Annotated in this window: 22 protein-coding genes; 7 read left to right on the plus strand and 15 right to left on the minus strand. The window is 63.6% G+C overall.

Annotated features, from left to right (window positions below; genetic code table 11):
* Positions 1-139 precede the first annotated feature (139 nt).
* The gene (locus QCE88_RS37130) at positions 140-1,024 is read left to right on the plus strand and encodes a phosphorylase (protein WP_309910614.1); all 885 of its coding nucleotides are present in this window, start codon (positions 140-142) and stop codon (positions 1,022-1,024) included.
* 54 nt (positions 1,025-1,078) lie between these two features.
* Positions 1,079-2,125, plus strand: coding sequence for a trypsin-like peptidase domain-containing protein (locus QCE88_RS37135; RefSeq protein ID WP_309910615.1), 1,047 nt, complete (start codon positions 1,079-1,081; stop codon positions 2,123-2,125).
* Between the two features lie 48 nt (positions 2,126-2,173).
* On the opposite strand, the gene QCE88_RS37140 is transcribed toward QCE88_RS37135, so the two are convergent.
* The 3 genes from QCE88_RS37140 to QCE88_RS37150 all read right to left on the minus strand — a co-directional run bounded on the left by QCE88_RS37140 (position 2,174) and on the right by QCE88_RS37150 (position 3,306).
* Positions 2,174-2,464: a hypothetical protein gene (locus QCE88_RS37140; RefSeq protein ID WP_309910616.1), complete on the minus strand. Its 291-nt coding sequence runs from the start codon at positions 2,462-2,464 to the stop codon at positions 2,174-2,176.
* Positions 2,465-2,655: 191 nt separating this feature from the next.
* The gene (locus tag QCE88_RS37145; RefSeq protein WP_309910617.1) at positions 2,656-2,910 is read right to left on the minus strand and encodes a hypothetical protein; all 255 of its coding nucleotides are present in this window, start codon (positions 2,908-2,910) and stop codon (positions 2,656-2,658) included.
* Positions 2,911-2,931: 21 nt separating this feature from the next.
* On the minus strand, positions 2,932-3,306 hold the full coding sequence (locus QCE88_RS37150) for a hypothetical protein (protein WP_309910618.1): 375 nt from the start codon (positions 3,304-3,306) through the stop codon (positions 2,932-2,934).
* Between the two features lie 264 nt (positions 3,307-3,570).
* Here QCE88_RS37150 and QCE88_RS37155 point away from each other — a divergent pair, with 264 nt between their 5' ends.
* On the plus strand, positions 3,571-4,005 hold the full coding sequence (locus tag QCE88_RS37155) for a hypothetical protein (RefSeq protein ID WP_309910619.1): 435 nt from the start codon (positions 3,571-3,573) through the stop codon (positions 4,003-4,005).
* Between the two features lie 5 nt (positions 4,006-4,010).
* On the opposite strand, the gene QCE88_RS37160 is transcribed toward QCE88_RS37155, so the two are convergent.
* The 7 genes from QCE88_RS37160 to QCE88_RS37190 form a co-directional block, all read right to left on the minus strand.
* Positions 4,011-4,211, minus strand: coding sequence for a hypothetical protein (locus tag QCE88_RS37160; protein ID WP_309910620.1), 201 nt, complete (start codon positions 4,209-4,211; stop codon positions 4,011-4,013).
* A gap of 109 nt (positions 4,212-4,320) precedes the next feature.
* Positions 4,321-5,328 carry a fimbrial protein gene (locus tag QCE88_RS37165; protein WP_309910621.1) on the minus strand — a complete coding sequence of 336 codons (1,008 nt, stop codon included), beginning with the start codon at positions 5,326-5,328 and terminating at the stop codon, positions 4,321-4,323.
* 38 nt (positions 5,329-5,366) lie between these two features.
* Complete coding sequence (locus tag QCE88_RS37170) at positions 5,367-6,323, minus strand: fimbrial protein (RefSeq protein WP_309910622.1); 957 nt, start codon at positions 6,321-6,323, stop codon at positions 5,367-5,369.
* Between the two features lie 95 nt (positions 6,324-6,418).
* Positions 6,419-7,399, minus strand: coding sequence for a fimbrial protein (locus tag QCE88_RS37175; protein ID WP_309910623.1), 981 nt, complete (start codon positions 7,397-7,399; stop codon positions 6,419-6,421).
* The gene (locus QCE88_RS37180; RefSeq protein WP_309910624.1) at positions 7,396-9,948 is read right to left on the minus strand and encodes a fimbria/pilus outer membrane usher protein; all 2,553 of its coding nucleotides are present in this window, start codon (positions 9,946-9,948) and stop codon (positions 7,396-7,398) included. The genes QCE88_RS37175 and QCE88_RS37180 overlap by 4 nt, the downstream gene beginning before the upstream one ends.
* Positions 9,949-10,147: 199 nt before the next feature.
* Positions 10,148-10,897 carry a fimbria/pilus periplasmic chaperone gene (locus QCE88_RS37185; protein ID WP_309910625.1) on the minus strand — a complete coding sequence of 250 codons (750 nt, stop codon included), beginning with the start codon at positions 10,895-10,897 and terminating at the stop codon, positions 10,148-10,150.
* A 90-nt stretch (positions 10,898-10,987) separates the two neighbouring features.
* On the minus strand, positions 10,988-11,557 hold the full coding sequence (locus QCE88_RS37190; RefSeq protein ID WP_309910626.1) for a fimbrial protein: 570 nt from the start codon (positions 11,555-11,557) through the stop codon (positions 10,988-10,990).
* Positions 11,558-12,016: 459 nt separating this feature from the next.
* On the opposite strand from QCE88_RS37190, the gene QCE88_RS37195 reads away from it, so the two are divergent.
* Positions 12,017-12,958, plus strand: coding sequence for a DMT family transporter (locus QCE88_RS37195; protein WP_309910627.1), 942 nt, complete (start codon positions 12,017-12,019; stop codon positions 12,956-12,958).
* A gap of 31 nt (positions 12,959-12,989) precedes the next feature.
* Here the strand turns inward: QCE88_RS37195 and QCE88_RS37200 are convergent, their stop codons facing one another.
* Complete coding sequence (locus QCE88_RS37200; RefSeq protein WP_309911039.1) at positions 12,990-13,310, minus strand: XRE family transcriptional regulator; 321 nt, start codon at positions 13,308-13,310, stop codon at positions 12,990-12,992.
* Between the two features lie 581 nt (positions 13,311-13,891).
* On the opposite strand from QCE88_RS37200, the gene phaP reads away from it, so the two are divergent.
* Complete coding sequence (phaP, locus tag QCE88_RS37205) at positions 13,892-14,458, plus strand: TIGR01841 family phasin (RefSeq protein ID WP_309910628.1); 567 nt, start codon at positions 13,892-13,894, stop codon at positions 14,456-14,458.
* 100 nt (positions 14,459-14,558) lie between these two features.
* Here the strand turns inward: phaP and QCE88_RS37210 are convergent, their stop codons facing one another.
* Together QCE88_RS37210 and QCE88_RS37215 are read right to left on the minus strand one after the other, a co-directional pair.
* A complete protein-coding gene (locus tag QCE88_RS37210; protein WP_309910630.1) occupies positions 14,559-14,927 on the minus strand; it encodes a DOPA 4,5-dioxygenase family protein in 369 nt (122 codons plus the stop codon).
* A 77-nt stretch (positions 14,928-15,004) separates the two neighbouring features.
* On the minus strand, positions 15,005-15,130 hold the full coding sequence (locus tag QCE88_RS37215; RefSeq protein WP_309910632.1) for a hypothetical protein: 126 nt from the start codon (positions 15,128-15,130) through the stop codon (positions 15,005-15,007).
* A 152-nt stretch (positions 15,131-15,282) separates the two neighbouring features.
* On the opposite strand from QCE88_RS37215, the gene QCE88_RS37220 reads away from it, so the two are divergent.
* Complete coding sequence (locus tag QCE88_RS37220; RefSeq protein WP_309910633.1) at positions 15,283-16,692, plus strand: PLP-dependent aminotransferase family protein; 1,410 nt, start codon at positions 15,283-15,285, stop codon at positions 16,690-16,692.
* 344 nt (positions 16,693-17,036) lie between these two features.
* Here the strand turns inward: QCE88_RS37220 and QCE88_RS37225 are convergent, their stop codons facing one another.
* Positions 17,037-17,882 carry a hypothetical protein gene (locus tag QCE88_RS37225; protein WP_309910634.1) on the minus strand — a complete coding sequence of 282 codons (846 nt, stop codon included), beginning with the start codon at positions 17,880-17,882 and terminating at the stop codon, positions 17,037-17,039.
* Positions 17,879-18,307, minus strand: a complete 429-nt coding sequence (locus QCE88_RS37230; protein ID WP_309910636.1) for a hypothetical protein — start codon at positions 18,305-18,307, stop codon at positions 17,879-17,881. Before QCE88_RS37230 ends, QCE88_RS37225 begins: the two co-directional genes overlap by 4 nt.
* Before the next feature lie 167 nt (positions 18,308-18,474).
* On the opposite strand from QCE88_RS37230, the gene QCE88_RS37235 reads away from it, so the two are divergent.
* Complete coding sequence (locus QCE88_RS37235; RefSeq protein WP_309910638.1) at positions 18,475-20,814, plus strand: ATP-dependent DNA helicase; 2,340 nt, start codon at positions 18,475-18,477, stop codon at positions 20,812-20,814.
* Positions 20,815-20,830: the final 16 nt, after the last annotated feature.

A 20,830-nucleotide genomic window follows, 5' to 3' on the forward strand; every position in this document is an offset into this window, starting at 1 on the left:
GGTTTGTGAACGGTCGTTTGTTCTTTGGGTCATTCGGCTTTCGAGTGGGCCGACCCGTGCCCGGTGGCAAATCTTAGCGCATCAAAATGACCGCTTTTCGACGCTGCACGCCACGCTCGCCTGTGCGACGATGTTCCGCATGCCCACACACCCACGGAACCTCGCGCTTCCGGACGCCCCTTCATGGCAGGACGTTGTCGCGCAGACGGAACGCGCGCTCGCCTGCGGCGCGCTGCGCTCCTTCGACACCGCGCTGAGCGTGATCGAAGACGGCGGCGTGCGTTTCCTGATCCGGCAGGCGGCGAACCTCCGGCGCAAGGAGGAAGCCGCGACGCGCTCGGCCACGCCGGCAGGTGCGAAGCGCGATCCGTTCTCGCCGTGCGAGGCGGCGCTGCGGGTCGGCGACATCGGCGCCAGGCATTTTCTGCTGCTCAACAAGTTCAACGTGCTTGCGCATCATCTGCTCGTCGTGACGAATGCGTTCGAAGCGCAGCAGTCGCTCATCGACGAAAGCGATTTTGCCGCGCTGTTCGCGTGTCTCGCGCGCGTCGACGCGCTGGGCTTCTACAACGGCGGCACGATCGCCGGCTCGAGCCAGCCGCACAAGCATCTGCAACTGGTGCCGTTGCCGTTCGACGGCCACGCCCTGCCTGTTGAACCGTTCATCGAAGCCGCGCGCACGAATGCGGTCTTCCAGGCGCCGCAGCTTGCGTTCAGGCACGCGGCCGCCTGGCTCGCCGACGACGATCCCGCCCACGCCCACGCCGTGTATCTGCAATTGCTGAAGACCATCGGCGTCGAGCGGATCGACGTCGCAGGGGTCGCGCGGCAGAGTGCGCCCTACAACTTGCTGGTCACGCGCCGCTGGATGCTGGCCGTGCCGCGTAGCGTGCCGGACGTGCAGGGCGTGGCGGTGAACGCGCTTGGGTTCGCGGGCTCGCTGTTCGTACGCGACGACGCCCAGCGCCGCATCGTCGAAACGCTCGGTCCGATGCGTTTAATTGCGAACGCAACTATCTCTTGAAATCGGCTGGCGTGGCCCGCATGTCCGCATCCAGACATCTGGAGTCATGCCAACATGGGAAGCCGGCCACAATTCATCGACGACCTCGGGCGCGTGCCGCACGCTGCCCCGTCACCCGCGTCATCCACACCCGCCGCGCCGCTCGACGACACCGGCCTGCTCGACGCCTATTCGCGCACGGTGATCGGCGCGCTCGAACGCGTGCAGCAGGCGGTCGTGTTCATTTCGGTGGAACGCGAGCTTGCCGACCCGCGCGGCACGCGCCGCCAGGCGGGCGGCACGGGCTCGGGTTTCATCTTCACGCCTGACGGTTATCTGCTGACCAATAGCCACGTCGTACACGGCGCCACGCATCTCGTCGTCACGCTCGCGGACGGCACGCGTTTCGACGCCGACCTCGTTGGCGACGATCCCGCCAGCGATCTCGCGGTGCTGCGCATCGGTTCGCCCGAGCCGCTGCCGCATGTGGAACTGGGCGATTCAGGCAGCTTGCGGGTCGGGCAGATCGCCATCGCGGTGGGCAATCCGCTGGGCCTCGCGCAGACAGTCACCACCGGTGTCGTGTCCGCGCTCGGGCGCTCATTGCGCTCCACCTCCGGCCGCTTGATCCACGATGTGATCCAGACCGACGCCGCGCTCAATCCGGGCAATTCGGGCGGGCCGCTCATCAATTCGGCGGGACAGGTGATCGGCGTCAACACGGCCATCATCTCCGGCGCACAGGCCATTTCCTTCGCCACCGCAATCGATTCGGCCAAGTGGGTCATCATGCAGATCTTCACGCACGGACGCGTGCGGCGCGCGTATATCGGCGTGGCGGGCACGACCACGCCCATCTCGCGGCGCGTGCAGCGATACTTCGGGCTGTCGTCGACGAGCGGCGTGCATGTGATGGAAATCGTCAAGGGCAGTCCGGCTGCAATGGGTGGTTTGCGGACGGGCGATCGCATCGTCGAAGTGGATGGCATCGCCGTGGACAGCGTCGACGGCTTGCAGCGGACGCTGGATGCGTCGCGCATCGACAAGCTCGTGAAGGTGGCCGTGCTGCGCGGCACGCAGAAGGTCGAGATTGACCTCACGCCGGTCGAGCAGACCCATTGACGTGTCTGGATGCGTACGGCGGCACGCGCCGCCGTACGCATGTTCACTTCATTCTTCCCGTCTGGTCTCCCGAGCGGCTTGACCCCCGTCCCCCGTGACCGGTCTTGCCGAAACCGCGAAGACATCCGCCAGACGCTCGCGCAATGCGACGGCATCGCGCCGCAAGGGCTCGTTGGCAGTGGCGTCGATCAATGCGTCGATACGGCGCCGCCAGTATTCCTGCCGCATCACCGCAGGGTGCGCCGGCACGCGGCGTCCGCTCGTCGCGACGCGCGCCAGTTCAGCAATCATTCGCCCGATATGCACGAGTTCCTGATGCGCGTATTGATCGACGCTCACGGCCTGTATGTCCTCCACGATTCCCTCTTGCTGAACGCGAGAACCGAAAGGTTTATTCCATTCCGAAAGCTTTTTCTTGAGCAGGTCAGGCCCGCTCATTGCGCTTGACAAAACATCCTGGCGGCTATGTGCGGCAACAGCCGGTAGGCGCGCCGCCGCTACGGTTCAATGCGAGGCAGAAGGCAGCGCGCTCACGGGTCGCCCCGTTGAACGATCCTGCCCTGTCGGGGGAAGGTCCTGGAAAAAGGATTGCCATGAACACGTACAAGAAAAATCAGGCTGCGCCGCGTCGCGCAGCTTTCCGTTGCACCGGCCAGCAGCTGGACGCCATCATGCGCTTCGCAGAGGAACGCAGGCTCGATCAACAGCCGCTGCATGTCGTTGTCGAGGCCTTCTGGCGCTTCCACGCGCATGCGAAAGCCGCTTGACGCAGTGACCTGCGTCAACGGTGATGCAACACCCTGCCATCACTGCTTCGACAGCACACGCTCCTTGAGCACCCAGATCGCGGTAGGCACCGCGTAGTAGCCGCTGACATTGCCCGTGACGAGCTTGCCCGTCAGCTGGATGCGGGCGTTCTCGGTCGGCGTGGCGTCGATGATCTGTACCGCCGATACCGTCGACTGCTGTCGCGCGCCTTGTCCCGCAGCCGCGCTGGACACGCATACCGGAGTCGACAGCGAGAGCACCCATGCAGGCTTGGCCGAGCCGTCCGCTTCATGCGGTGCCTGCCGCGTGGCCGTGCCTTCGAGTGTCACAACCTCGCCATCGCTGTAGCACGGCGCTGCCGACGCCGCACGCGCCACCAGCAAGATCGTCAATGCGCAGGCTTTCGCAATCATTCGGACCTCGCGGGAAACGCGTCGGCTGACGCGCCATGTTGGCCAGGAAGCACTGCCACTGTAGGGTATCGGCCGTGGGGTCGCAACCCGGTGAAATCTCGCGGGGCCCGCCCTGAAAAACACCTTTCAGACCTGTCATGCGGGAACGGGTGTTGCTGCGGATCATATGAGGATTACACCAGCGCGGATTGCTCACCTGAAGCAGCGCGCGACGACATCTGAAGCTCGGGTCGCATGAAGACGATCCATCCACAGGGGGCGACGATGAATCAGGTCATAGTAGGTGTGTTCGGTTCCTATCGCGACGGACACGAAGCGCTTCGCGCATTGCAGCTCGCGGGTCTGCGACGCGACGACGCTCATCTTTATCAGGCACGGCGCGGCGAGGTCGACATCGACACGCCATGGCAACCTGCGCACGATGAAGACGAGGCCGAGTATGTTGCACACGGCGAGCATCAGGGCGTGATTGCGCGCAATCGCTTCGCGCCTGACGAGCCTTTGCCAAGGCCTGCGCCTCCGCTGCCCACCGAAGCCGCCGCCGCGCTGCTGCAGCGCACCTTGCTCGTGATTCGCATCACTGGCGAGATCAAGCCCGCTGCCATCGGCGAGCTGATGCACGAACACGGCGCAATTGCCGTCAAGGATGCCAGCGGACACTGGCGCTTTTCACCGTATCGGAATGCCGCACGCGTTTGAAGGCATCAATGGATGCCTGAGCGCGGTCCTTCGGTATCCGTGGCGGAATCGGCGGGGTCGTCGTCTTCGGGCGCGTCCGCCGATGCCGCCTCGTTCGCCAGATCGCGGGCGGCCTGCGCAGCCGAAGCCGCCCGCAAGCGTCTGCAATGCGCGGAATGCCTGAGCGTTGCGAGCATCCGCACGACTTCCCGGGTTCTGGTTCTCATCGACGTCTCCATCTCGATAATGTTGAGAAACTACTTTAAGTTTAGGCGCCCGGACGATGATGGCAAGGAGAAAGCGTGAAACAATCGCCGGGCAAAAACGGTGCGCCCGCTATTGATACGACAGAGTGAAAGTCGCCTTGGCGTGAACACTGCCGGGCACCAGCGCGCCGGCGGTGCGCACGTAGCGCGCCGCCAGCGGAATCTGCATCAGACCGCCCGCCGACGTCCCCGCCGACCATTGGTTGAGCGTCCCCGCCGCCTGCGAGTCCGGTCCGAACGCAATCGGGTCCGCGCCGTTCAGGATTTCAATGCCCACGCCCGCAGCCGTCGAACCCGGCGCGAGCGCCAGTTCGGTGGAGCGGTTTCCCGGATCGATGGCGTCCGTCATCGTGATGTAGACCTTGATGCCCGGCTGGCAATCCAGTCCCATCGGCACGAGCGTGTCGCCGGTGCTGTCCCCTTCGCTCGCGAGGTCGCTCGTCAACGCATTGGGCAGCGGGAAGTACAACGCGTGCGTCAGCAGCTTGCAGGTGTTGCCGCTGACCGTCGTCGAGCCGGTCAGGGTCTGGATGGCCGTCACCGTGTCGAAACAGCTGCCCGAGAAATTGACCTTCATGCTCGGCAGAGTGCCCGTGACGCCGCTGCTGACGGGCCCGGTGACCAGGAGTTCGGCCTTGGTGTAATGAACGGCGCGGCCATCGGGTCGAGAAAACGACTGCGACAGCGGCGCCTCCGCCAGACCGCCGGAGAAGTTGCTCGTGATGTAGAAGCGCACGCCGAGACCCGGCACGCCGCTCTCATACACGTTCGTGTAGCCCGGCACGAGCGTTCCGTTCACCGTGACGTCCTTCTGGATCGTGCAGTCGACACCGCTCGTGGCAATGCCCGCGTTACCGCTCACGCTTGCGAGATTGGTCCCCACGGCCGTGTCCCGTCCGATCGACACGCTCGCCGGAAAGCTCAGCACGGGCATGCTGCCGGCGGCTGGAAACGTGAGCGTGCCCGCGATGGCCTGACAGGCCGGAAGCATCATGGCGATCAGGCGGACCGCGTTGCGCTTGAACTTTGGAAGGGATTCACACGAGCGCCTCGAGAGCGCGATCAAAAGGGATTTCATTGCACGTTCCGCATGCCTCGATGGGATCAGGCCGGCGCTCATTGATACGACATCGTGAAAGTGGCCTTGCCGTTGACGCTGCCCGGCACCAGCTTGCTTGACGTGCGGACGTACCGCGCCGTGAGCGGCACCTGCATCGCGCCGCCCGCCGAGGTGCCGGCGATCCATTGATTCACCGTCCCCGCCACGGCTGAATCCGGACCGAAGGACACGAGCGTTGCGCCGTTCACGATCTGCACGCCGACGCCCGCCGCCGACGACCCTGGCGCAAGACTCAAGCTGGACGAACGGTTCGCAGGATTGACGGCATCCGTGACCGTGATGCCGACTTTCACGCCTGCGGGGCAGTTCAGACCGAGCGACAGCGTAGTGTCGCCGGTGGTCGCGCCTATGCTGGGCAGATTCTTCGAGAAGGCCCTCGGCAAAGTGAAAGCGAGCGTGGGCGTCGTCAAGCTGCAACCATTGCCCGTGACCGACGTGCTGCCGGTCAGGGTCTGCGTGGCGGTGACGGTCTCGATGCAACTGCCGGTGAACTTGATGAACATGGAAGGCAGGTTGCTCGTGGTGCCGCCGCCCACTGGCCCCGTCACGACGAGGTCCGCCCGGGTGTAGTGGGCTGTGCCGCCGTCGGTCTTGTTGAATTGAGAGCTTGAAGCATCAGTCCAGCCGCCGTTCCAACCGGCGGTGATGTAAAAGCGGACGCCGATCCCAGGCACCCCTGTCTGATAGACGTTGGTGTAACCCGGCACGAGCGTTCCGTTCACGCTGATGTCCTGCGTGATGGTGCAGTCGGTGCCGCTCACGGCAAGGCCCGCATTGCCGAACGCTTGGGAAAGCGCCGTTCCCGGAGCCGTGTCGCGACCTGCGGACACAGTGGCGGAAAAGCTCAACACCGGCATGCTGCCCGTAGATGGAAAGGCAAGCGTTCCTGCATGGGCTGGCAAAGCTGCGACGATCGACACGATGCACAGCATCGCGCGCAGTCCGACGAGCATCGTTCGTCCTGACGCACATGCGCGCGTCCAGGCAAGAAGGACGGCCGATCTCTTGAACGAAGAGGAAAGAGCAAGTCCGCTCACAAGCGCCGCGCTCATTGATACGACATCGTGAAAGTAGCCTTGCCATTGACACTGCCCGGCACCAGCTTGCTGGACGTGCGGACATAGCGCGCCGTGAGCGGGATCTGTATCGCGCCGCCCGCCGATGTCCCCGCGATCCATTGATTGACCGTCCCCGCCGCCGCCGAATCCGGCCCGAAGGACACGGCCGTTGCGCCGTTCATGATCTGCATCCCCACGCCCGCCGCCGACGACCCTGGCGCAAGACTCAAGGTCGAAGACCGGTTTGCCGGATTCACGGCATCGGTGAGGGTGACGCCGATCTTGACGCCCGCCGGGCAATCGATATTCAGCGGGACGACCGTGTCGCCCGTGGTCGCCCCGGTGCTCGCGAGGTCTTTCGAATAGGCTCGCGGCAACGGGAAAGTCAGCGTGGGCGTCGTGACGCTGCAGGTGTTGCCAGCGACGGCCGTGTTGCCGGTCAGCGTCTGCGTGGCGGTCACTGTGGTGAAACAGCTGCCCGAAAATTTCAATTGCATGGAGGGCAGGTTCGAGGTGGTCCCGCTCTTGACGGGACCTGTCACGATGAAGTCCGCGCGGACATCGTTCTCCATCGTGCCGTTGACAGGAACCGAGTACGACTGGGACACCGGAATCACCACGAGTTGTCCCTTGTATTCACTGGTCACGTAGAGGCGTACGCCAATGCCCTCCACACCCGACTGATACATGTTCGTGTAGCCTGGCACGAGTGTTCCGGTCACCGTGACGTCTTTCTGAACCGTACAGCTGACATCGCTGACCGAGATTCCCGCATTCTTCATCAGCTGCCAGAGCGTCGTTCCAACCGGCGTATCCCGGCCAACCGAAAGGCTCGCGGGAACATTCAGTACCTGGACCCCATAGGCCGGATACGTGAGCGTCCCGGCTTCGGCGTGCACCATCGACACCATGAGCGCCAGCAAGCCAGCCAAGCGGCTGCATCGACCGCAGGCCATCCGCACATCGTTCATTTGCTCACCTGACCCGATCCCGTGCTCGCCGCCACCGGCGCATCCATGCAATGCGTCTCCACCGACGCATACAGCGCGTTCTTCTGCGTCGTTCGTGGCGGCAACGTGTAGCTCACGATGCATCGCTCGGACTCCCGCTCGCCCCACGTCACCGCCAGGCTCCCTTGATCGTCGATGCCCCGCGCGAAGATGCGGCTGTCCTGCGCCACGACGCCCACTACCTGCCCTTTGCCGTCCGACACTTCCGCACCGAACGGCAGCGAATCGCCGTTGATGCGCGGCGCGCGGATCAGCACCGCGCGACCCGTCATCGTGCGGTACTTGAGCATCACGATGGAACCGAGGTGCGGCGCCGCCTGATCCGAAGTCGATTCGAATTCCACATCCGGCGACGTGCCCTTCGGATCGATGTCGATGGTGTTCATGTCATAAGGCGTCAGGAACGGCACGACTGCATAGCCGCGTCCGTCGATCTTCGTGCCCGACGTGCCGGCCACCGTCGCCCCTTCGGCGCCGTGCGCCTCGACGATCCCGAAGGTCTCGCCGACGGTCTGCGACAAGGTCACGCCGCCCGGATGCGCGACGATCGAGCCGCTCACGCCCGCCGACACCTGCGACGTGTGCGCGCTGCCGCTCGCGGAGGCCGTGATCTGCGCATACGGCGCGCGATAGACGCCGCTCGCGCCGCCGTTGCCGCTGATGCTCGAGCCATTGCCGCGCGTCTGCGCGCCGTAGAGGTTGTAGGACATCTCATTGCGCTCGCCGGCCGAGCCGCTCACGCTTTCCTGAAGACTGGTGACGTCGTCGCTCGTGTTCAGGTTGACGCTCAACAGCGGCGCATGCGGCGAGCGGCCGAGCGGAAGCGTCACGCTCACCATGATCTCGTCCGAGGTCTCGCCGTCCGTCGAGATCGTGCGGCCCGCGCTCACGCTATAGCTGCCGTAGCGAAAGCTGTTCGAATAGCCGAGCTGATAGAACGTGTCGTGTCCCGAACGGTTCCAGTAGTTCTGCGAGGTCAGCGTGCCGAAGACCGTGCCAAAGTTTTTCAAAGGCTGATTGACCGTCAGTTGCAGACGCCCGCGCTGACGGTCGCTCACGGTGCCGCCGTTCATCGCATAGTCGCGCGCGCGCGCCGCGTCGGCAAAGCTCAGGTAGCCCGAACTGGAATAGCGGTACGCACCGAGCGTGAAGTTGGTATTGGAGTAATCGATCAGCTTGCTGTAGGCGATGTGCATGCTGCGCCCGCTCATCGTCCCGTAGCCGGGAATCTCCGTGCGCGCGGCGGTCACGTCGGCGGCAAACGCGCCCAGCGTCGTGTTCAACGCGGCGCCGAGGTTCGCCGCCACATAACCGCTCGCCGCAATCGCGCCGCCGTACGCCGTGACGAGATTCGTCAGGCCGCGCTGCAGCGTGAATTGCGTGAAGGTGGGCAGCGAATGCAGTGCGTCGTCGCGCAGCTGGCCTGCGGTGAACGCGAAGCGCATCGTGCCCGGACGCAGCGACTGCGCCACCGCCGCATAGGGCACGCTGAACGATTTGCTGCGTCCGTCGGCTTCCGTGACCGTCACATCCAGATTGCCGCCATAGCCCGTCGGATACAGGTCGCGCACTTCGAACGGCCCGGGCGGCACGCTCGTCTCGTAGATCACCTGGCCGTTCTGGCGCACCGTCACGCGTGCGTTCGATGCAGCCGTGCCGCGCACCACCGGCGCGTAGCCGCGCAGCGACTCCGGCAGCATGCGGTCGTCGGTCGCGATCTGCGCGCCGCGAAACGCGACGCTGTCGAACACGTCGCCGGTGGTCTGGCTTTCCCCCAGTGTCACCTGGGCCTGGAGGCGCGGCACGTCGTGCTGGGCGTAGGTGGCGATGTCGTCGAACTGGGTCGGCTGACTGGTGGATGCAGTCAGCGACGACTGATGCCGCAGATGCCATCCGCCGAGATTCACGCCCGCGTTCAGGCCGAGATAGCTCTGCGTGGAATGCATGCCATCGTTCGACGTCTGATAGACGTTCGCGCCATAGCTCACGAAGGCCGCGTTCACGCCCTTGTCCCATAGCTCGGGCGGCACGTAGCCGCGCGCCTGATTGCGCATGAATTTCTGCGGGACCGAGAGCGTGAGCTTCTGCTCGCCGAAGTCGAAATCGACGGCGGCCTCGGGCACGAGCGCGCGCAGGTCAATGCACGAGTCGGCCTGCGTTTCTCGTGCGCCGGCAAGCTTCGCGAAGTCGACGCCGGCCCGCTCCAGCATGCCGCGCGTCAGGCAAGGCGCGGCGCTGACGTCGCGGCCCTGCTCGAGGAAGCGCACCGTATCGCGCACGACGCGGTTGCCGTTCATCCAGACATCCACCGGATACACGCCCGGCGACACATAGTTGCTGCGGGCAAGCCGCGCGATATCGACACGCTGGGGATCGACACGCAGATAGGTCGTGTCGAACTCGACGGTCGGCTCCGCCGGAACCGCCGGCTCCGTTGCCGCGGCCGCGAATGACGACAGCACCAGCGCCATCGCCGGCGTCAGCGTGAACACGCCGTGCCGGGCGTGCAAACGAAGCCTCCGGCGCAACGTGCCCCGCTTCACACTGCATGTCTCCTGCATCGAATTTCAAATCCATGTTTGTCGGCTCGACGTCCGGCGCGCACGCGAGCGCCCGCCGCACGCCGGCGGCGCTGTGCGTCGATCTCGTGTGTCGGGACTCGAACCCGTTGACGGGCGGGGATGCGCTCAGCCGCAGCGCGGAGGATGACTAATCGGTGGCGTCGGCATCGCCCTCGATGGGACTGCCGAGATCGCTGATCGCCATGTAATGGACCTTGCCGGCATGCACCCCGCTCATGTGCGGCATCGCGATGATCTCAGTACCGCGCGGCGCGACCATGCCGCCCATTTCGTTCTTGTAGTGCCTGCCTTGCGCCTCCACGCCGAGTTCGCTGAACGACACGTAGTAGGCGGTCGGGTTCGAGACGGCGAGCGCGTCGCCGCCGCCTTGCGGCGCGGGCACGATCTTCCAGGCCAGCGCGCGCGGCGCATCCTCGGGCACGCCCGGCAGCTTCACCGGCCGCACGAACACCTTGATGCGCGTGCGGTAGGCGAGTTGCAGCGTGTTCTGATCGGCCTTGGGCTGCACTTTCGGCGGAACATCGAGCACGTTCAGCCAGTACACCGACTCGCGGTCCTGCGGCAGCGCGTCGCCGCCGTACATCACCCGCAGCGTCTGCGACTTGCCCGCATCCATGCGGAAGATCGGCGGGGTAATCACGAAGGGCGTCTTGATCTCGCCGGGCGCGGCGTCGGCGCGGCCGTCGTCGATCCATACCTGGACCAGGGAAGGACTGCGGCTGTCGTTGTTCAGCTTAACCGTGACTTCACGCTGATCCAGCGGATAGACCACCCGCGTGCCGCCGATCGTCACGCTCGCGCCCGCCCTGCCCGCCGCGCTCGCGAAGCCGATGACGAGGCACGCGGCCGCTGCGATGCGCCGCTTGTTCCTGTTCATGTCGATTGCCTGTTTCATGACCACGCTTTGACTGACTCATGCCGGGCGCCGCCCACGCGCGCGCCCGGGTGCTGCTTGCCGCGACGCGATTTACTGATAGGTCATCGTGTATTGCGCCGACGTGGTCACGTTGCCCGCCGTGGCCTTGCCGGTCGCGTAATACTGCGCGAAGTAGTTCAGCGTGGCCGCGCCGCTGGCGATCGTCGCGCCGTTCGTGGCCAGGTCGTTGTTCGCGTTCGTCAGGATGTTGATCGGCTGCATGCCTGCGTTCAGCAGACGGACCTGAAGGTTGGTGGCCGGCGTCGTCGCGGCCTTGTTCACCAGATTGCCGCTCGACTGATCCACCGTCGGGCCGTTTTCGAAGCGGGCGACGGCCTTGGTCGCGGTGCCCGTGCAGCCACTCAGCGTCATCTTGATGTCGCCGAGATTGGACGTGCCGGCTGTCGCGCCGGCCGCCGCCAGCGAGCCGGCCGTCACGGTCGGCAAGGTCACGGCGATATCGGCCGACGCGCCGCTTGCCTTGCCGTTGATCGAGCAAGTGGTGTCGGTGATGACGCCGTTGATGGTGATGGTGCCGTCGGCGGCCTGTGCGATCGTCGACGACAGAGCGATGAACGCTCCGGACAAGATCGCGGCTGCGACGGAAATGCGCTTCTGCATGGTGTGCTCCACAACTGGGACGGGTGAGTTCCTGTGCGATCGGCACGCGCGGCTCGCGTGCCATATCGCTGCTTCTTACGCCAGATGTTTGCCGAGCAACTTTGTTATTGATCGACTGGTTGCGTGACATCTGACGTCCCGTGAATCGTAGAGACAGCGAAATAGGATTGATCTAGTCGAAGTCTGAAAAATGACGGAAGCGTCATCAGACATGATCGGCATTTGCGCGCGCGTTGAGTCGGCATTCGGACCGCATCGCATTCGTGTCCGAACCGTCTAGTTAATTTTTTGGATTCGTGACCGTCACGCAACAAGGCTTCAAGAACATGACTGCCTTCTTGCAGCCCTCATACGATGACTGGAAAATGACGTGAGGCCCGAAAGGCCATTCATTTTTCGAATCCCGTTCCAAGATCCGCGGCGAAGCGGAGAAGGACGGTCCAACCCCACGGACACTCGATGGCAAGCCTGGAGAGCAAGGCGCGTTACCGCATTGATACCGAGAGCACCGGCGCCGGCATTGCCATCATGATCCTGACCACGACGACCTTCGCCGCCAGCGACTCGACGGTGAAAGTGATCGGCACAGCGGTTCCGCTGCTCGCGCTCCTGTGGGTCCGTTATGTGTTCCAGATGGTCGTGCTGGGCGTATGGCAGGTGCGGCGTGGCGCGTTCGGCCTGTTCCGCACGGACAGCGTGAAGCTGCAGATCGTGCGCGCAGTGCTGCTGCTGACCAATTCGGCGTGTACCTTCGCGGCCTTGCGGCATCTGCCGCTGCCGGTGACCACGTCGCTCGCAATGCTGGCGCCGCTGATTTCCACGCTGCTCGCCGCGCTCGTGTTGAAGGATCATGTCCCGCGCAGCAAATGGGCGATGGTCGTGCTCGGTTTCATCGGCATGCTGCTGGTGGTGCGCCCGGGCGGCAGCCAGTTCAACTGGAATATTGTCTATCCGATCGGCTCGGCAACGACCTTCGCGTGCTTCCAGGTCATCTCCAGCCATCTCTCCCGGGTCGACGACGCCATCACCACCAATTTCCTCACCGCGTTCGTCGCGACCCTGGTGCTGTGCGTGCTCGTCTGGATGGATCAGGCGGAGACGCTGCCCGCGATTGCACGCGTGCGGCCCGGCAGCTGGCTGCTGGTGGGATTGATGGCGACCTTTGCGACGGTGGGTCAGTTGCTGATGTTGCAGGCGCTACGGCGCGCCCCGCTTGCCGTGCTCACGCCGTTCTCTTATGGCCAGTTGGCGTTCGCGGCATTCTTCAGCTGGCTGCTGTTCGGTCAGGTGCCGGACGGCTGGATGGCGTTCGGCATGTGCGTGATTGCGGCGAGCGGCATCGGCACCGTGCTGCTGCACGGGCGCGGGCAGACGGCGCCTCCCATGACGCCGGAAGCGTGATGATGCGGAAAATGTGGCGGAGACAGCGCGGTCAGTTGACTGCCCGAGCTTGCACCTGAGCCTGAGCGTGAACCGGAGGCTGAGCCTGATGGCTTTGACCGGTGCACAGCCAGTGCACGTCGAGGTCGAGCGCCCTGGCGATGCGATTGAACGCCGCCAGCGGCGGCACCGTGATGCCGCGACGCCAGAATTGCACGTCGTGCTCGCTCACGTCGAGCCAGTTGGCTGCTTTTGCGGAACTGATGTTTGCCTTGTGCATGGCCCGGTCCAGACGCGCGGCCATGGCGCGCCGCAGTGCGTTGTCTTCTTCGCTGCGTTCCAGGTGGCCCAGGGTTTGAGAATGTCGCCCCATTTTCTTCAAGTCTCTCGATTTATATATATGCCGTTCAGCGCCGGCTGATTTGCGCGAGGGTGAATCCTATACAGGCAAAGTGACGGGCTGGTGACACAAATTGCGTCGAATTCCTTACCCGGCATTACGCCATTCCCTCGTTTGCTGCGGTGCGTGATTTTTTCAATTCAGGCATCAATGCGTCAACTAGGGAAACATCGCATTCGGTAATAGTTGGCTTAGGTGTTTACCAGCAGTTTCGTCCAAAGCGCCGCCGGGCAAGGCATTGCTCGAACGAGCGTGCGTTATGGACAAGCCTGAATATTTTTTCTACCGATGAAATATTGTTCAGATTTCAAAGATCGGTTTTGCGCGCCCATCGTGCGACGTGATGTGTGATCAACCGTCTAAATCGCGCACGTGCATTTGCTTATTTCCCTCCGATTATTTTGACGAATATCCGAATGGTTTAATGTCTGGTGGGAAACACGTAATTGACACGCGAAGCAGTTTCATTAGAATGGGTCGCTCGCTGCACCGCACCAATCCACCCATCAGTGCGCGTCCCGCGCCATCACGGATCAATCCACCTGGAGTCGAGAATGAGCAGTCTTGCGCCGGAAAAGGTAGTCGAGTCGCAGAAGGCAGGAGTAGACGCCACGTTTGGTCTCGCCACGCGAGCCGTCGGTGGCTTTGAACAACTGGTCGATCTGAACACGCGCGTCATCAGAACCGCGCTCGACGAACAACAGGCGTTCGTCGTCCGTGCGCTCTCGGCGCGCGGTCCGCAGGAATTCTTCACGCTGCACAACCAGAATCTGCAGGACGTCGCCCAGCGTACGCAGGCGTACTGGACACAGGTCTACGAAATCGCCGCGGGCGTGCGCGGCGACTACATCGAGGCCACGCAGGATCAGATCGGCAAATCGCAGCGCAACGTCCAGGCCTTTGTCGAGAGCCTGGCCAGCCATGCGCCCGCCGGCAGCGAAGCCGTGGTGAATGCGTGGCGATCCGCCATCGATGCCGCGACGGAATCCGCCAACTCCGCGTATGAAGCTGCCAGGAAGGCCGCCAAACAGGTCGTCGACGCCGCGCAGAGCGACGCGGAAGTAGCCAGCGGCTCCGTCGTGCGCGCCGTGCAGCCCAAGGCGGCTAGCGCGAAGAAGTAAGTCTCGGCGCGGGTTTCGAGACATCGCGAAACTTCGCGAAACACCGGACAAAGGCGGGCATGACCCGCCTTTGTTGCATTTGCAAGGGATGCCTAGAGACTCAGCCGCCCAACGACTTCAACACCAGTTCATGCGAACGCCCGATCCACACCGCTGCATCGCGATGATCCGCCAGTGCGTCGCCGGTATTGGGGTGCATGAAGACATCGAGCGCGCCGTGGTTGAGGGTCAGCCATTCGAGCATCGGCGCGAGCAGTTCGCCGCCGAAGGCGAGCTGGAACGACCATAGCGGATGCGGTCCGACCGGCCGCTCGTGGAAGCGGCCCAGACGCAACCCGCCGCCTTGCAGCAGGGCGGAGAAATGCTCCTCGATGGCCAGCCGCAGATGCCAGGCGGCATCGCGGGTGTGTGCATCGAAATAGACGTGGGCGTGCCAGTCGGTGATGCTGCGGGTGTGCTTCGCGTCCATCGTTTCGTCTCTGAGCAGCGTAGTGCGGAACGCCGATTCTATCCTTCAGGCCGCGTCCACTGCGCGAACCAGCGGGCCTAGTATCGGCCGCTGCTGCTGCCCGAAGCCGAACCCTGAGACATGCCGCTGCCGTCGCTCTGACACCCCGCGAGCAGACCGGCGAGCAAGGCGAGAACGATCGCGGCGATTCTGGTGCACTTCATGACACACCTCCAGACGAGTTGAAAAAATGGGCGCGGCGCATGGGCCGCGCCTTCATCAAACGCGCGACCCCGCCGCGATATTCCCCGCACCCGCCGTGCGACAATTCTGCGCCGCGCATCCGCCGATGCGCGTCCAACCGAGCACACACGCGATGAAGCGCTACCAGGCCCTGGCCGACACGATGGCCGCCGAGATCCGCGCGGGCCGCTTGCCTGTCGGCGCCCGCCTGCCCTCGGTACGACATCTGACGACGCAATACGGCGTCGGGCAGTCGACGGTCTTCCGCGCCTATTACCTGCTCGAGGAATGGGGGCTCATCCGCGCCCGCGAGCGCTCGGGCTATTACGTCGCGCCGGGCGCGATGCTGGATGCGCCGCGCGTCGAGCACGTGCAGACGGTCCTTGCCGAACCCGCGCCGATCGACGTCAGCAGCCTCGTGTTCTCCGTGCTCGACGCGCTCAAGCGTCCCGATGTGGCGCCCCTCGGCTCGGCGTTCCCCGCGCCGCAACTGTTTCCGCTGGCGCGGCTCGCGAAGTCGCTGGGCCACGCGGCGCGCGGGCTCGATCCGTGGAGCACGGTCGGCGACATGCCGCCGGGCAATGAAACGCTGCGGCAGCAGATTGCATTGCGCTACGTCGGCATGGGGATCGCGCAGCCGGTGGAAACGCTGATCGTGACGAACGGCGCGCTGGAGGCGCTTACGCTCTGCCTGATGGCCGTGACGAAACCGGGCGACGTCGTCGCGATCGAATCGCCCTGCTTCTATGCCGCGCTTCAGGCGATCGAGCATCTGGGCCTGCAGGCGGTCGAGATTCCCGTCGATCCTGAAGAAGGACTGGATCTCGCCGTGCTGGCCGAAGCGCTCGACCGGCATCCGGTGCGCGCGTGTTGGTTCATGACGAATTTTCAGAACCCGACCGGCGTGACGTTGTCGGTCGCGAAGAAGCGCGCGCTGGTTGAACTGCTCACGCAGCACGACGTGCCGCTGATCGAAGACGATGTCTACGGCGAGCTGCATTTTGCGCAGGACCGGCCGCCGCCCGCGAAGGCGTTCGACACTCAGGGCCTCGTGATGCACTGCGCGTCGTTCTCGAAGACGCTCGCGCCGGGCTACCGGCTTGGCTGGGTCGCAGCGGGACGCTACGCGCAGGCGGTGCGGCGTCTCAAGCTGATGACGACGCTGTCGACGAGCATTCCGGTTCAGGCGGGCATCGCCGATTATTTGCAGCATGGCGGCTTCGACCGGCATCTGCGCAAGCTGCGGGGCGCCCTGCTCGCCCAACGCGGCGCGATGGAAGCGGCGATTGCGCGATGGTTGCCGCCCGAGGCGTCGTTCGTGCGGCCGGAGGGCGGCTATTTTCTGTGGCTCAGGCTGGCGGCGGACGTCGATGCGATGCAGTTGCACCGGCGCGGGCTGGAGCACGGCGTCAACGTGACGCCAGGGCCGATCTTCTCCGCGCGTCATGCACATGGCAATTACGTGCGGATCAACTTCGGGCATCCGTGGTCGGGGCAGATTGAAGGGGCGGTGAAGAAGCTGGGGGAGTGGGTGCGGGGGTGAGGCAGGAAGAGGCACTCAAGGGTATCGCCAGCGTGCCGCATGTGAGGGACGCCGAGGCATGCGTGCTAGAATCGTCTCCGTATCTACGTACCGCTCCGTCGGACTTATTGAATTCAATAGCAACAATTTTGGACAGTTCGTCTGCGGCCTACAGTGCTATCCATTGCTGGATAGAGGGTAGGCAAGTGAAGGTTCCGATAGTGTGGAGAACGTGCTTGTCTCAGCTTGTTGTTTGTGAGTCGGCCGAAGTTTGAATCTCTATTGCCTCTGCGGATGGAAAGCGCGCTAGATACAAATATTCCTTATCGGGGAGATCCAGTTCGATCTCCCCGTTTCATTTGGGATCAACAAAAGTCATTCGCAAACATGTTGGCGTGGCTTCGACGAGCAGTCGCAGGGATAGTCTTGATCCCACCGTGACAGTCAGGGAAATCTCCGGAGATGGTCGTTTCGTCACTGTCGCCGAAGCTCACGTTGAAATGCCGGCTCTTGTCAATTTTCCTTCCGAATCTGAATATCCCGTTCACGTGGCAGGCAGCGGTATGAGGTGGTGCTGCGTCGAAGAGAGCATGATGTTCGTTTCCATATGCGAAATGCATCTGCTTATCGTCGATAAAATACTTTGTCGGATACGCCGATCTCGCCCGTTTGCACCTGCGCTTGATCAGCCGAGACAATCGGATCTCGAGATCGCCTGCAAATGCCGTGGACCGGCTCTCCTCGCTCACTAGCCGAATTATCTCTGCAAGTTCCTCAGCCTTGAAATTGCGAAGTGGCAACATCAACGCTTGTTCCTTTTCTGCGTCGCGCATCATGGCCCGAAGTGCGAAGAAATTTCGAAACAGCGGCGAGAAATAACTCCCGAAAAAATTCTTGAAGTTCCGCAGCTTCTCGTCCGGCGTGTCGAACACAGCGGCAAAGATTGCGCGCGAAACGTGCTGAACGTGATGGACGTGCTTCCTCTCGACAAGCAGAATGATCGCCTCCATCCCCTTGATTAGAGACAGCAGATATTTGTCGAAACTCAGGGACGGAGTCGACGGATCGAACACCGAAAGCTTGAAATGAATGGGAAAATCTGGCCCGGATCTTCCTCTGAATAGGTCTTGGGGAACCAGTTTCTCGCGCTGTCGTCGAACGGTTTCATTGATATCTTTTTGCGACGAAATCAGGCAAATCAGGACTTTCATTGTCTAGATAGTTTCACAAGAACCGAAATTGGAATGGTGATTTTCTGAATTTCTTCATCGGGGAGCGTCGACAAGATGTCCAGAAGCGCGATCGCCTTATTGGGTCTGCGCTGTGTCGGGATTGCATTGCTGACCCCTTCGGTTGTGCCGGACTGCGAAAATTCGAATTCCGCATCGATCGGCGCCAACGCCACTTTTGCAATTTGTGTGGGATGTTCGATGAGTCGGTAGCGCCCCATCTCGCTCGTGGACTTGATGAACGACTTCAAGGTTTGAGTACCGAGAGCAACTCTAAAGTCGGCGTTTCCCGCTCGCGCGATCAAAGTGGGTACCAACTGACTTAGAAAAATAGGAGTTTTCTTGGATTGCCAGTAGTCGTCGGCAATCGACTTCAAATGATTCACCAGCTCGTCTTGAGTCATCATGTCCTTCGATTTTCGATACGAACGCACGTCTGTGCGATCTGCGCGCCTGTCGGCCGCCGCTCGGATCAGTGGTTGTTGTCGGGTCACGCGATTGTACGAGTTGATCGACCCGGCGCAACAACGAAGACACCGTTTACAGCCATTTCCCCCATGCTAGACTGCTGTACATGCATACAGTACCCGAGCCTGCCTACACCGTTGCCGTTCGCGCGCTGTGCGAATTCACGGCAAAGCAAGGCGATCTCGATCTGCGCTTCACGCCCGCGCCGAGCGCGCAGGAAGGCATCGCCGGGCATCTGACCGTTACCGGACGGCGGCCCGCCGGTTATCAGAAGGAAATCTCCCTCGCGGAAACACACGGCCCGCTCAGCGTGCGCGGCCGCGCCGACGGCTACGATCCCGCGCTGAACCGGCTCGAAGAGATCAAGACGCATCGCGGCAAGCTCGATTCGATGCCCGCCAATCACCGTCACCTGCACTGGGCGCAGGCACGCGTCTACGGGCATCTGCTGTGCCGCAAGCTCGGGCTTGTCGAAATCGACATCGCGCTCGTGTACTTCGACATCGTCGATCAAACCGAAACCGTGCTGGTGGAAACCCAGACCGCGCACGCGCTCGCCACGCATTTCGACACGCAATGCGAACGTTTCATCGCCTGGGCGCGGCAGGAAATGGCGCACGCTGCGGCCCGCAATCAAGCGCTGGATTCGCTCAACTTTCCCCATGCCGATTTCCGGCCCGGCCAGCGCACGCTCGCTGAAGCGGTGTATCGCGCGGCCGTGTCGGGAAAGCGGCTCGTCGTGCAGGCGCCGACGGGCATCGGCAAGACGGTCGGCACGCTGTTTCCGCTGCTGAAGGCGTGGCGCGGGCAGCAACTCGACAAGATCTTCTTTCTCACCGCCAAGAGCGCCGGCCGGCAACTCGCGCTCGACGCGCTGACGACCCTGGCCGCGCGCCCGTTGCGCGTCGTCGAACTCGTTGCGCGCGACAAGGCTTGTGAGTATCCCGGCCGCGCCTGCCACGGCGACGCGTGTCCGCTCGCACGCGGCTTCTACGATCGCCTGCCTGCCGCGCGCGCCGCCGCGCTCGACCGCGCGCTGCTCGACCGCGCGTCGATTGCCGACGTGGCGCGTGCGCACGAAGTCTGTCCGTACTATCTGAGTCAGGAACTGGCGCGCTGGGGCGATGTGATCGTCGGCGACTACAACTATTACTTCGACACCAGCGCGATGCTCTTCGCGCTTGCGGAGGCGAACCGCTGGCGCGTCGCGGTGCTCGTGGACGAGGCGCACAACCTCGTCGAACGCGCGCGCGGCATGTATTCGGCGACGCTCGATCAACGCGCCTTCGAAACCATGCGCCGCGGCGCGCCTGCGTGGCTGAAGAAGCCGCTCGGACGCGTCGCGCGCAGCTGGAACGAGACGGCGCGCGAGCAGCGCGCGGCCGACACCGACTACGCGGCCTACGCAGAGGCGCCCGAGAATCTGCTGGGCGCGCTGGCTCAGGCGGTCTCGCACATGACCGAGACGCTGGTCGAACAGCCCGACAGCTTCACGCCCGAGATCCTCCGCTTCTATTTCGACGCCATTCACTTCGCGCGCATCGCCGAACGGTTCGGCGCGCATTCCCTCTTCGATATCGCGCTGGAGCGCTCGCACGGCGGCAAGCGTCCGGCCGTGCTGTGCCTGCGCAACGTGGTGCCCGGACCGCATCTCGCACCGCGTTTCGCGCGCGCTCACAGCGTCGCGCTCTTCTCCGCGACGCTCACGCCCGCGCACTTCTACGCCGACACGCTCGGCCTTCCCGAGTCGTGCGTGCGCGTGGACGTCGAGTCGCCGTTCGACGCCACGCAGCTCGACGTGCGCGCCATCGCCGATGTCTCGACGCGTTATCGCGACCGGGCGGAATCCGTGGCGCGCATCGCCGATCTGATCGCGGCGCAGTTCTTCCAGGCCGAGGGCAACTACCTGAGCTTCTTCAGCAGCTTCGAGTATCTGGCGCAGGTGGCGACGGCGCTGGTCGAGCGTCATCCGTCCATTCCCTGCTGGCAGCAATCCCGCGCGATGAGCGAGGCGGAGCAGCACGCGTTTCTCGAGCGCTTCGTGCCGGATGGACGCGGCGTCGGCTTCGCGGTGCTGGGCGGGGCGTTTGGCGAGGCCGTGGATCTGCCGGGCACGCGGCTGGTGGGTGCATTCGTCGCGACGCTCGGCCTGCCGCAACTGAATCCGGTCAACGAGCAGATGCGAGCACGCATGCACGAAGCCTTTGGCGAAGGCTACGCCTATACGTACCTGTTTCCGGGCTTGCAGAAAGTGGTGCAGGCGGCCGGGCGCGTGATACGCGGACCACTCGATCGCGGCGTGCTGTATCTGATCGACGATCGCTTCGCGCGCAACGAAGTGCGGCGCCTGCTGCCCGCGTGGTGGCAGGTGAAGGTGCTGCGGCATCGTGACCTCGCGCAGATCGCCGGCGACCATTTAGACCGGCGCGATGCCGCCGTTAACTGATGCAATCGCGGGCATT

The organism is Caballeronia sp. LZ035 (assembly GCF_031451175.1).
Taxonomy (GTDB): Bacteria; Pseudomonadota; Gammaproteobacteria; order Burkholderiales; family Burkholderiaceae; genus Caballeronia.